The 12,209-nt window shown below is 65.3% G+C and carries 10 protein-coding genes; 5 read left to right on the top strand and 5 right to left on the bottom strand.

The features are described from left to right. Positions 1 to 57: 57 nt before the first annotated feature. Positions 58 to 1,428 carry a sensor histidine kinase gene (locus tag AC1DHL_RS19705; protein WP_478163067.1) on the bottom strand — a complete coding sequence of 457 codons (1,371 nt, stop codon included), beginning with the start codon at positions 1,426 to 1,428 and terminating at the stop codon, positions 58 to 60. Next, positions 1,425 to 2,114, bottom strand: coding sequence for a response regulator transcription factor (locus tag AC1DHL_RS19710; protein WP_478103284.1), 690 nt, complete (start codon positions 2,112 to 2,114; stop codon positions 1,425 to 1,427). The genes AC1DHL_RS19705 and AC1DHL_RS19710 overlap by 4 nt, the downstream gene beginning before the upstream one ends. A 156-nt stretch (positions 2,115 to 2,270) precedes the next feature. Here AC1DHL_RS19710 and AC1DHL_RS19715 point away from each other — a divergent pair, with 156 nt between their 5' ends. Together AC1DHL_RS19715 and AC1DHL_RS19720 are read left to right on the top strand one after the other, a co-directional pair. Then, complete coding sequence (locus AC1DHL_RS19715; RefSeq protein WP_478103285.1) at positions 2,271 to 2,465, top strand: heavy-metal-associated domain-containing protein; 195 nt, start codon at positions 2,271 to 2,273, stop codon at positions 2,463 to 2,465. Positions 2,466 to 2,653: 188 nt separating this feature from the next. Then, positions 2,654 to 3,367, top strand: a complete 714-nt coding sequence (locus tag AC1DHL_RS19720) for a methyltransferase, TIGR04325 family (protein WP_478103286.1) — start codon at positions 2,654 to 2,656, stop codon at positions 3,365 to 3,367. Positions 3,368 to 3,391: 24 nt separating this feature from the next. On the opposite strand, the gene AC1DHL_RS19725 is transcribed toward AC1DHL_RS19720, so the two are convergent. Then, the gene (locus AC1DHL_RS19725; protein WP_478103288.1) at positions 3,392 to 4,432 is read right to left on the bottom strand and encodes a cupin-like domain-containing protein; all 1,041 of its coding nucleotides are present in this window, start codon (positions 4,430 to 4,432) and stop codon (positions 3,392 to 3,394) included. A 140-nt stretch (positions 4,433 to 4,572) separates the two neighbouring features. Here AC1DHL_RS19725 and creB point away from each other — a divergent pair, with 140 nt between their 5' ends. Beyond that, entirely contained in the window at positions 4,573 to 5,313 is a 741-nt protein-coding gene (gene creB, locus AC1DHL_RS19730; RefSeq protein ID WP_478163068.1) for a two-component system response regulator CreB, read from the top strand. 4 nt (positions 5,314 to 5,317) lie between these two features. Next, a complete protein-coding gene (gene creC / locus AC1DHL_RS19735; protein ID WP_478163069.1) occupies positions 5,318 to 6,757 on the top strand; it encodes a two-component system sensor histidine kinase CreC in 1,440 nt (479 codons plus the stop codon). Here the strand turns inward: creC and AC1DHL_RS19740 are convergent. Both AC1DHL_RS19740 and AC1DHL_RS19745 read right to left on the bottom strand, forming a co-directional pair. Further along, the gene (locus AC1DHL_RS19740) at positions 6,751 to 7,356 is read right to left on the bottom strand and encodes a hypothetical protein (RefSeq protein WP_478163070.1); all 606 of its coding nucleotides are present in this window, start codon (positions 7,354 to 7,356) and stop codon (positions 6,751 to 6,753) included. The two genes, creC and AC1DHL_RS19740, sit on opposite strands and share 7 nt — an antisense overlap. Positions 7,357 to 7,419: 63 nt before the next feature. Then, positions 7,420 to 9,810 (bottom strand): penicillin-binding protein 1A, encoded by a 2,391-nt coding sequence (locus tag AC1DHL_RS19745; RefSeq protein ID WP_478163071.1) that lies wholly within the window; start codon positions 9,808 to 9,810, stop codon positions 7,420 to 7,422. A gap of 325 nt (positions 9,811 to 10,135) precedes the next feature. Between AC1DHL_RS19745 and AC1DHL_RS19750 the strand changes: the two genes are divergently transcribed. Next, positions 10,136 to 12,202 (top strand): VIT and vWA domain-containing protein, encoded by a 2,067-nt coding sequence (locus tag AC1DHL_RS19750; protein WP_478103295.1) that lies wholly within the window; start codon positions 10,136 to 10,138, stop codon positions 12,200 to 12,202. The last annotated feature ends 7 nt before the right edge of the window (positions 12,203 to 12,209 follow it).

Below are 12,209 nucleotides of genomic sequence, written 5' to 3' on the forward strand. Positions count from 1 at the left end.
CAAAGCCGGTTCCGCGGGGTTTCTGGCCTTGGCTGTGCGGGTGCGGCAGGCCTGCGTTCAGGATGAGGTGAAGGCGACGCTGACGCGCAGGCCGCCTTCTTCGGACGCCTTGGCGAAAGTGAGTTCGGCACCGAGCAGCCTGGCGTAGCGGGCGACGATCGCAAGGCCGAGGCCCGCTCCTTGTCCCAGCTTTTGGCCCGCCGGCCCCTGCGCCCAGCGCTGCATCAGGTCGCTCTGCGTTTCTGGCGGAATGCCCGGGCCGTCGTCGACCACGCTCATTGTGTGTCCGGCGAGCTCGATGGTGATCGTGCGTCCGCCGTAACGCAACGCGTTGTCGATCAGGTTGTCGAGCGTGCCTTCAACCAGCGCCACATTCGCGACCACGGTCACCGGCTCGTCGAGCCCTTGCGCACCCAGGTCCACACCCTTCGCATCCGCGCGTGCGAGGTGCCGCAGCACAGCGTGCTGAATCAGCTCATCGAGGCGCAGCGGTTGCCGCTGCAGGCCCGTGCGGCTCTCATCGGCCAGCGCGAGCGCCAGCAATTGATCCACGAGATGACTGGCACGGGCCTGACTCGCGGCGATGTTCTCCAGCTGCTCGCGCCACACCGCCGGCGTCTGCTGCGCGAGGCCATAGTCAGCGAGCGCACGAATCCCTGCCAGCGGCGTGCGGAGTTCATGCGCGACATTGCCCGCAAACTCGCGCTGCGCCGACGCGCTCTGGGCCAAGCGGTCGAGCAGCGCATTGAGCGTGTCTCCCAACTGCTCGAGTTCGCGCGAGCTTCGGGCGACCGGCACCGGCGCGAGGTCATGAGCGTCCCGTTTCTCCAGCGTCTGCCGCAATTCGCCGAGCGGACGAAGCTCGCGTCCGATCCCGCGCCAAAGCCAGGTGGCCAGCGCCGCGAGAAGCACGAACTGCGGCGCCAGTGAATAGACCAGCAGTCGCTCGACCAGCACCGTTCGCGCGCGCGTGGTCTGCGCGATGACCACGCGATAGGCGTCGGGTGCCTCGTGGTTCAGCACCACGGCACGCAGAGCCTGGCCCTGGTAGAGGACGTGCGAAAAACGGTAGCGCGCACCCGCCTCCGGCGCCGGCGCCTCCAGCCCTTCATGGCCGGCCAGCAGCGACCCGTCCGGCCGCAGCACGGCGAAGAACACCGACTCGGACTGGTCGAAAAGCACGCTTGTCACTTCGCGCGGCGACAGCAACAACTCCATGCCGCGCTCGCCGGCCTGCACATTGGCCGACACCGAGTAGGCGTCGTCGAGCATCGCCCGATCGAAGGCCTGCTCGGTGAAATAGCTCGCCACGTAGAGTGCGACCGCCGTGCCCACCAACCAGGTCAGGCCCAGCGGAATCAGCACGCGCCGCAGGACGCGCGCGGTCAACGACGGCGCCGCCGAGTCGCGCGGCGGCGTCGAGGTCACGCGTCCGCTTCCAGCAGATAGCCGATGCCGCGCAAGGTGCGAATGACCGCGCCGCTACCCACCAGCTTCTTGCGCAGACGCGAGATGAAAGCCTCCAGCGCGTTGTCGCCCAGCGATTCGTCGAAGGTCGACAGCTTGTCCGAGAGCTCGCGCTTGCTGATCGTGCGGCCGGGTGGACTCATCAACTCCCAGAGCACTTCGAATTCGCGGGCCGGAAGGTCGAGCGGCACGGCGCCAACCCCGAAGCGCCGCGCCCTCCGGTCCAAGCGCAACTGCCCGAGGATCGCGATGTCTTCGGTGCCCTGCGCACGCCGGACCAGCGCGCGAAGCCGCGCCTCGACCTCGGCCAGATCGAAGGGCTTGCCAAGGTAGTCGTCGGCGCCCGCATCGAGTCCGGCGATTCGCTCCTCCGTGCGGTTGCGTGCCGTCAGCACCAGCACCGGCGTGCGGTCGCCGCGCGCCCGCGCATGGCGCAATGCCGTCAAGCCGCTGGCGAGGCCGCTGGTCGGACTGACCGTCGCAGGCAGGTTCAGGTCCAGTAGCACGGCGTCAAAAGTCTGCACACGCCAGAGGTGGTCGGCCTCCTCGACGCTCGCCGCCACATCGACGCGATGGCCCGCGTCACCGAGGCTGCGCAGCATCACACCGCGCAGGACCGCATCGTCTTCAACCAGGAGGATTCGCATGGGATGTGAGAGAAAAAAAGGTATGTGTTTTTACAGCATGAGAGACGCGGTGCGGCGCGAACACGGTAGGCTCGGCCTGTCACGTCCCCTCGCTGGACATTGACATCGTGAGAAGGTTCAAACTTGCAACTCGTTCACACTGAAGGAGCATCCACGATGAGCCAGAAGTTTCAGGTCACGGGCATGAGCTGCGACCATTGCGCCAACATGGTGCAAAACGCCGTACAGACCATCGACCCCAAGGCGCAGGTCACGGTCGATCTCGAGACAGGTCATGTCGACGTGGTCAGCCAGCATCCGAGGCAGGACATCATCGTGGCGATCGAAAACGCCGGTTACAAAGCGCAGTAGCGCTGTACCACCGACGGCAACGGGTTCGGCGCCCGTTGAGAAAAAAGGAACAAATTCGCCGAATAGTTGAATACTTTGTGTTTCAAAGTGCAAAATGGCCGTTGCATTCACACTTGAACGCAGAGGGTCGCATGCTTGGGAACCTGATCCCGTCGTCAGTGCGGGAATCCTCCTATCGGCGCAGGTTCATGGAGAACCGCCAGGACAACCTGTTCATGGGTTCCTTCGGGGACTTCGAGGCTGCCGCGGCCTGTGCCCCGACACGCGCCGCGATCGACTTCTCGGACGCCACGGCGCCCCTCCATATCCCCCAGGTCCAGTTCTCCGACTATCCCAGCGTGTTCTGGCTCGGCCGGGCCTTGTCCGAGGGCATGCGCAGCGTGCTCGAAGTGGGCGGCAACGTGGGCGCGAGGTACTACGCGTTCCGCCGGATGCTGAGCTACCCGCCGGACCTGCGCTGGACCATCAGCGAATCGAAGGAAATGGTCGCACGGGGCCGGGAACTCGCCGCCCAGCGCCAGGTCGGCGATCAGCTGGCGTTCGTCGCGGACGATCAGCCCCTATTGGATGCACACGAGGTCGTGTACGCCTCAGGCAGCCTGCCGTACCTTCCGATCCGGATCTCCGACATCATCGCGGCCCAGCCCTCGAAGCCGAAGCGCATCATTCTCAATATGATCCCGGTGCACCCGGAGCGCACGCTCTACACGCTCAACAGTTCGGACGCCGGCATTTCGCCCTGCCGCATCCAGCATCACGACGAACTGCTCACCGAGTTGCTCTCTGCGGGCTATGAACGCCGCGACGGATGGCGCAACACTGGCATCAACATCCGGATTCCCTTCGTCCACGGGGGCGAGCAACTTTATTACGCCGGCTGCTGCTTCGATCTCTTCAACTAGCCGGACCGATCGCTGCAGGAACTCTCAATCGGTGGGGATGCGGATTCGAAGCTGCCGCCGCGAAGGGTCCGGCGCGGTTTCCGCGGACAGCGGCGCGATCATTGCGGGCAGCACCAGCGCCCGGGCGAGTGCCGGCGAACGACGCTGAAAGTCTTCCAGCCGCGTCAGCACCTTGTCGATCCACGTGAGGCGCTTGTCCAACGCCTTGGCCGCGCCCTCGGAGTTCTTGGTCGCCTCGACGGCCACCACCTCGTCCTGGAAGCCCTTCCAGTTCGACGGGTCCAGCATGTTGGTGCAAGTCGAAATCGAGGTCGACAACGCCCTGGCCGCATGCCACCAGTGCGCCGGCACGAAGATCATGTCGCCCGGCTTCAGCACCGTGCGGTAAAGCGTTGCCTTGGCGAGCAGCGGAAAGCGCACGCGATCCTGCATCACCGGATCGTCCACCATGGATTGGTTCGGCAACGCCGAGCGCGGATAGAGGTACTGGCTGTCTTCCGGGGCAAAGACCACGAACTCCTTGTCGCCGTAGATCTGCACGATCCCCGCGTGCGAGTTCTCGCCATCGAAATGCATGACCGGGAACTTGCTCCCGACCCCGCCGACCAGCAGCTTGAGATAGCCGTCCGGACGGCGCCATTTCTCCGGCATCAGCGGACTTGCATAGCGCCGCGGAAAGGAAAACTTGATCTGCGGCCTCACGTCCGGCAGCAGTTCAGGCAGCACCTCGTGCAGGAACGAGCGGTACATGTACGGGCCGGGCTTTTCCGCGCTGGACGCAAGCACCTCGTCGATGAACTGATCGAAAGGCATATCCCGCCCATAGCCGATCGCCACCGCCTGGCTGCCGAAGCGCTTCTTGAAGTTCTCCGGCGTCCAGGTCCGCATGGCCGCCCAGCCCTTGCCGACGTTCGAGATCACGACCGGCCGGTTGCCATGCATGTAGCGCGCAAGGAAATCGTCGTAGCTCAGCTTGTCGCCGTCGACGCGCTCGATGGGAAGCCACGAAGCCGCGACGCGCGCCGCGCCTTCGGTCGTTGTCCCGGCGTCCGTGGAATTTTGCATTTGCATACAAAGATACTACAAGGAAGCCATTGGGCTGCCTAGCTACCGTTCGTCACATGTCGAAAGGATCACTTCCGAATCGCAATCCCGCGCGCCTGCAAAGCCCGCCCGTCACCAGACGATCGCTACCATCGGCCTCCATGCCCCCCAACCCGCGCATCCTCATCGCCGAAGACGAATCCGCCATTGCCGACACGCTTCAATACGTCCTGCGGACCGACGGCTTCGTCCCTGTCTGGTGCCCGACGGCGCAGGAGGCGATCGCGCAGTTCACAGCAGAGCCGCCCGCGCTCGCCATTCTCGACGTCGGCCTGCCGGACATGAATGGCTTCGAGCTTTTCAAGCGGCTGCAGGCGCTACCCGGCGGATCGCTGGTGCCAATGCTGTTCCTCACGGCCCGCAGCGACGAGATCGATCGCGTGGTCGGCCTCGAACTCGGCGCCGACGACTACATCGCCAAGCCCTTCTCGCCGCGCGAGCTGGTGGCGCGCGTACGAACCATCCTGCGGCGCAGCGCACGCAGCAACGGTCAGGGCGCGCCGGTCGTGTCAACGCTCGCTCCGCCGCCGGCACCGGCGATGCCCTTCGCACTCGATGCCGAGCGGATGCAGATTCGCTACTACGGCCGCCTCCTCGAACTCTCGCGCTACGAATACGGCCTGCTGCGCCTCATGGTGCAGCGCCCCGGCCGCGTCTTCACGCGCGACGAATTGCTGCGGCTGGTGTGGGACGAGTCGAGCGACAGCTACGACCGGACGGTCGACGCGCACATCAAGACACTGCGCGCCAAGCTCAAGGCCATCGCGCCGAACATCGAACCGATCCGCACACTGCGCGGCACGGGCTATGCACTGAACGAAGAGCTGCCGCCGAGCACGTGACAGGGTGACGAGAAGAACCCGCATCTTCATCGGCATCCTGCTGATCTACACGGCGGGCATTGCCTTCCTGCTCTACCGCGTCGTCGCCGACATCGACCCGCGCTACCGCGAATCGGCCGAGGAATCGCTGGTCGAGACCTCGCAGCTCATGGCGAGCCTGATCGAACAGGACGTCATCGCCGGCGCCATCAACATCTCGCGGCTGGAGCCTCTGTTCCGCTCGGTCTATGCGCGCCAGTTCTCGGCGCAGATCTACAACCTGCACAAGAGCCGCGTGGAACTGCGTGTCTACGTGACGGACCGCAATGGCCGCGTGCTCTTCGATTCGCTCGGCCGCAGCACCGGGGCCGACTATTCGAAGTGGAGCGATGTCAGCCACTCGCTTGCCGGTACCTACGGCGCGCGCACCTCACGCGACATCGAGGGCGACCCGATGACTTCCGTGATGTACGTCGGCGCACCCATCCGCTGGGACAACGAGATCGTCGGCGTGGTCACCGTCGGCAAGCCGGTGCGCAGCTTCGGCCAGTTCGTTCAGGATGCACGCGCGCGCACCTTGGGCGTCGGCGTGGGATCGGCCTTTGCGCTGCTGGTGCTGGCGATCATCGTGTCGATCTGGCTGGTCCGGCCATTCGGCTTGATCTCGGACTACGTCGGCTGGCTGCGCAGCCAGCGCAGCCTGAGCCTCTCGCGCATGGTCCGCCGGGCGGTGGACACACTGCGCAGCGGTATCGGCGAGATGCGCGACGCGCTTACCGGCCGCAACTATGTGGCCGACTACGTGCAGACCTTCACGCACGAGATCAAGAGCCCGCTGTCGGCCATCCGCGGCGCTGCGGAACTGATCCAGGAACCGTCGATGCCTCAGGCCGAGCGCGAGCGCTTCCTCGCCAATATCGCGAGCGAGACGCAGCGCATCCAGGAAATCGTCGATCGCATGATGGAACTCACCGCCCTCGAGACGCGGCGTGCGCTGGAGCGCAGCGAGCCCGTTGCGCTCGCGCCGCTGCTGCGGGAGGTCGGCGCCGGTGCGCAGGCTGCGGCATCAGCGCGCGACATTCGCGTCAACGTCGCCATTCACAACGAAGCCAGCGTCGAGGGCGATCCCTTTCTGCTGCGCCGCGCGATCAGCAACCTGCTCGACAACGCGATCGATTTCTCGCCGCCGGGCGCGGAGGTTCTTCTCGCGTTGGAAGCCGGCGTCCGCCAGGCCAGGATCATGGTGCGCGATCGCGGCCAGGGCATTCCGGACTATGCGAAGGACAAGGTGTTCGAGAAGTTCTATTCGCTCGCACGCCCGCACAGCCGCAAGAAGAGCACCGGCCTCGGCCTCGCCTTCGTGAAGGAGATCGCGACGCTGCACCGCGGACGCATCGAACTCTCCAACGCGCCACGTGGCGGTGCACTCGCGACGCTCACGCTCCCGCTGCTCTCACATCACTGACCGATCAGTGCCAGATAGGCGTTGCGGGTGCCGGGACTTACGGCGTCGATCAACTGCTGATAGGAGGTCTTGTGCCGCGCCAGCATGCGTGCGGACGCCACCGTCTTCGACTTGCAGTACCAGTGGCAGGTGTGCTGCATCAGGAAAAGCTCGGCCGACATCGTGAAGGCCTTGTCCTTCGGCGTGCGGTGCGCATCGTTGCGCATCACGTCGGCGATGCCGCGTGCGTGAATGGCGAATGCCTTGCGCAGGTCGAAGGTCGCAGCCGGAAAGAACTGCTGCACGTAAGGGATGGCGATGGGCAGCTTGCTCACGCGCGTCTCGCGTTCGTCGACGCTGGCGAATTCCGCCGCAAAGCTGTCGAACTGCTCGGACAGCTTCTCCTCCGTGCTGTCCAGGAGGCCCCAGATCTGCGCACGCCGCTCGGGATCGTCTTCACCGAGGCAACGCAAATAGCCTTCGGTGAGGTTTTCCATCAGCTTCTCGATCTGGTAGTGGCCCAGATGGCTGCCCAGCAACGCGATGCGACGACGCTGGTCGGCGGACTTGAGGATGGAGGCGCCGACGACGAGGAAGGCCGCCAGGATCAGAATTTCCATGACTGCGTAAAAAGAGAGGGATGTGGAGTGTAGATACCTCCGCAACCCCCTCGCCTTCACGCGCTACCTGAACAGATCGAGGATGCGATTGCGCTCCTCGGGCTGAGCGGGCGGACTCACCGGCACCCCCGCCAGCTCCTCCGCCGTGGGCGCCGGCGCCTGCACCTGCGTGTCGACGCCGAGGCTTGCGATGCCACGGCCCGGCGCGTAGTCGTCGAAGTACCACTCGCCCTCGACGTTGACCACGCCCGCCGGGGCGCGTGGCTCGCTCACCGGCACGCCCTGCAGCGCGGTCTGCATGAAGCCGACCCAGATCGGCAGACTCAGGCTGCCGCCCGTTTCTCCTCGAACGCCCAACTGGCGCGGCGTGTCGTAGCCGACCCAGGCGATGCCGACCATCGTGGGTTGGAAGCCGGCGAACCAGGTGTCGAAGGAGTCATTGGTCGTGCCGGTCTTCCCGAAGAGGTCATTGCGCTTGAGTGCCTGGCGCGCCTTGGTCGCGGTACCGCCATTCACCACGCTCTGCAGCAGCGAGCCCATGACGAAGGCATTGCGCGCCGGGATCGCGCGCTTGTCTTCGTCGAGCACCGGCGGTTCGGTTTCGAGCAGGACCTTGCCGCGCAGGTCGGTGACACGCGTCACGAGATAGGGGTTCACGCGATAGCCGCCGTTGGCGAACACCGAATACGCAGCGGCCATCTGCATCGGTGTCACGGAGCCAGCGCCCAACCCCATCGGAAGATTGGCCGGATGCCTGTCGCGATCGAAGCCGAAGCGCGTGATCCAATCCTGCGCGTAGTCCACGCCGATGGACTGGAGCACGCGGATCGTGACGAGGTTCTTCGACTCCTGCAGCGCACGACGCAGCGTGATAGGGCCTTCGTAGGTGCCCTCGAAATTCTTGGGCTCCCAGGCCTGTCCGCCGGAGCCCGCTTCGAAATACAGCGGCGCATCGTTGACGACGGTGCTCGGCGTGAATCCCTTTTCAAGCGCGGCGGAATAAATGAAAGGCTTGAAGCTGGAACCCGGCTGGCGCCAAGCCTGCGTGACGTGGTTGAACTTGCTCTTGCCGTAGTCGAAGCCACCCACCATCGCCTTGATCGCGCCGGAGCGCGGATCCAGCGCGACGAATGCGCCTTCCACTTCGGGCAGCTGCGTGATCTCCCACGCGCCCTTCGCTGTCTTCGCTACGCGGATCACCGCGCCACGGCGAATCTTGATGGCGGCAGGCGCCTTGGCCGCCAGACCCGACTGCGCGGGCCTCAAGCCCTCGCCCGTGATCTGCAGCATCTCCCCGTTTGCGCGAACGGCGTTGACCTCCTTGGCGCTCGCATCGAGCACCACGGCTGCGATCACGTCGCCGTTGTCCGGATGGTCGGACAGCGCGTCATCCACCGCATCGTCGAGGTCCTTGGCATCGTCGGGAAGATCTGCGAAGGCCTCGGGGCCGCGGTAGGCCTGACGCCGCTCGTAGTCCATGATGCCCCGGCGCAGCGACCGGTAGGCCGCAGCCTGGTCGGTGGCGACCAGCGACGTGTAGACGTTGAGGCCGCTCGTGTAGATGCTGTCGCCATACTGCGCATGCATCATCTGCCGCACCATCTCGGCCGCGTGCTCGGCATGCAGGCGGTTCGGGTCGGCCGCATCACGCAGATGCAGTTCTTCCGCCTTGGCCTGTGTCGCCTGCTCGGCGGTGATGAAGCCGGTTTCCTGCATGCGATCGATCACGTAGAGCTGGCGCGCACGCGCCCGGCGCGGATTGTTCAGCGGGTTGTTCGTGCCGGGCGCCTTGGGCAGTCCGGCCAACATCGCGGCCTCGGCGACCGTCACGTCCTTCAGCGGCTTGCCGAAGTAGGCTTCGGCCGCAGCGGCGAAACCGTAGGCGCGATTGCCCAGGTAGATCTGGTTCAGGTAGATCTCGAGGATCTGGTCCTTGGTCAGCTCGCGTTCCAATTGCATCGCCAGCAGGATCTCGTAGGTCTTGCGGCTCAGCGTGCGCTCCGAGCTCAGGTACACATTGCGCGCCACCTGCATCGTGATCGTCGAAGCGCCCTGCTGCCTCCCGCCCTTGAAGCTCGCGACCGCTGCACGCAGGAAGCCCTTGTAGTCCACCCCACCGTGGTCATAGAAGCGCGCGTCCTCGACGGCGAGGACGGCGTCCTTCATGACCTTGGGAATGTCTGCGAAAGGCGTGAGTTTGCGGCGCTCCTCGCCGAATTCGCCGATCAGGTTGCCTTCGGCCGAGAAAACCCGCAGTGGCAGCTTGGGCCGGTAGTCGGAGAGTTCCGAGATATTGGGCAGCTTCGGGTAGATCAGGACCACCGCGATACCCGCGGCAATCAACAGGACGAGCGCTCCGGCCGCGGCAATGGAGCCGCCCCAGACGGCGATGCGCCGAAGCCGATTCGACCGGCCCGGCTGCGCCGGCCCGCTGGAAGGTGATGTTTTGGACATGGCAAGAAGTGTCGACGGAGGGGGAAAAGCTCGGAAAGCCCGTTGCGGAAGCGCAGATTGCTATCGAATGAATAGCGCGGTCGACCCGGAGTAGGAGCGCCCAGACAATTCTCAAGTTCCCCGTCGAAACTGCATAAGAAACGAAGTCTTCATACTGACCGATTGAGCTGAAGCCCGTATGAAGTCCCGCCCGCCGCCGACTTCACACAGACTTCACACAACGCCGCCAGCTTCAAACAGGCTTCCAACTGGCTTCTCGGCGGCCCACGACATTGGCTCCCGTGCACTGTCGCACGACACCCATCGAGGGACAAGGACCAACGTCATGGAAACCACCCTACCCCGCCCCGGCCGCTGGCTCTGGCTCGGCACATTCGGCCTCGCCGCCGCCTGCTTCGTCATGCTCGTCGCGCGCCCCGCGCAGGCCCAGGAAGCGCCGGGGCCGCGGTTGAAGACCGAAAGCCCGTATTTCTTCGTGAAAAGCGACGATCCCGAAGTCGACCGCCTGCCGCTCAAGGGCACGGAAGTCGACGTGAAGATCTCCGGGGTGATCGCCGATGTCACCGTCACGCAGACGTATCGCAACGAAGGGCAGAGGCCGATCGAGGCGAGGTACGTGTTCCCTGGCTCGACCAAGGCGGCGGTCAGCGGACTCAATGTGCGCCTTGCCGATCGTCTCATCACCGCGCAGATCCGCGAGAAGGCGCAGGCGCGGATCGAGTACGACAACGCGAAGAAGGAAGGCAAGACCGCCGCGCTGCTCGAACAGCAACTGCCTAACGTGCTCCAGATGAACGTCGCCAACATCCTGCCGGGCGACGACGTCAAGGTCGAGCTGCGATACACCGAGCTGCTGGTGCCGCAGGGCGGCAACTACCAGTTCGTGTTTCCGACGGTGGTGGGCCCGCGCTACAACAGCCCGCAATCGGAAAACGCGCAAGCCCGCTGGGTCGCGCAGCCGACGCTTCGCGCTGACATTGCGGCGGGCACCACGTTCAAGCTCAAGGTCGCGCTCGACACACCGCTGGGCATCAAGGAAGTCCGCTCGCTGACGCACGAGATCGACGTCAACCGGCGCGACGGTGACGCGCATGCCGACATCACGCTCGTCCGCAGCGCAGGGCCCGCGGACAACCGCGACTTCGTGCTCGACTACCGGCTGGCCGGGGAACGCATCGAATCGGGCCTCATGCTCTACAAGGGCCAGGGCGAGAACGCGGAGAACTTCTTTCTCGCCATGGTCGAGCCGCCGAAGTCGGTGGCTGCCAGCACCATCACGCCGCGCGACTACATCTTCGTCGTCGACATCTCGGGCTCGATGCACGGCTTTCCGCTCGACACCGCCAAGGTCGTGCTGGAGCGCCTGATCGGCGGCCTGCGACCCAGCGACACATTCAACGTGCTGCTGTTTTCAGGCAGCAACCGCATGCTGTCGCCGCACTCGGTGCCCGCCACCCGCGCCAACATCGACCAGGCGCTCGCCACCATCCGCAACTACAACGGCGGCGGCAGCACCGAGTTGATTCCGGCACTGAAGCGCGCCTACGCCGAACCCAAGGCCGAGGAGATTTCGCGCACGATCGTGGTCGTGACCGACGGCTATGTCACCGTCGAGCGCGAAGCCTTCGAGCTGGTGCGCAAGAACCTTTCAAAGGCCAACGTCTTCGCCTTCGGCATCGGAACCTCGGTGAATCGGCACCTCATGGAAGGCATCGCGCGCGCCGGCATGGGCGAGCCCTTCATCATCACCGACCCCGTCCAGGCGCCAGAACAAGCCGCGCGCTTCCGCCGCATGATCGAGTCTCCGGTGCTCACCAGCGTCAAGGCCCGGTTTGAAGGGCTCGACGTCTACGACGTGGAACCCGCCGCGCTGCCCGACGTGCTCGGCGAACGTCCGGTGATCGTGTTCGGCAAGTGGCGTGGCGAGGCGAAGGGCCGCGTCGTGATCGAAGGCCGCAGCGCCAGCGGCCCGTACCGCCAGGACCTGAAGGTCGATCCCCGGACGCGCCAGGACGCCGCCGCGCTGCGCAGCCTCTGGGCCCGCCATCGCATCGCAAGCCTCAGCGACCAGGAAGCGCTGGAAGGCGGCGACGACTTCCGCCAGCGCATCACCGATCTCGGCCTGCGCTACAGCCTGCTCACGCAGTACACGAGCTTCATTGCGGTCGACCAGGTGGTGCGCAACGCCGCACCGCAAAACAGCGTCGGCATCGACCAGCCGTTGCCGCTGCCCAAGGGCGTCAGCGAGTTGGCAGTTGGTCAAGGCCTGGGCGCCGAAGTGCCGAGCACGCCGGAGCCCGAAATGCTCGGCGCGGTCGCGGTGGTGTTGTCGATGCTGGCGATGCTGCGCCGCCGCGCACGCCGCAACGACACGCGTCGACTCACCTCCTGAGGAGACA

The sequence above is a fragment of the Variovorax sp. 10L426 genome (genome assembly GCF_056395305.1).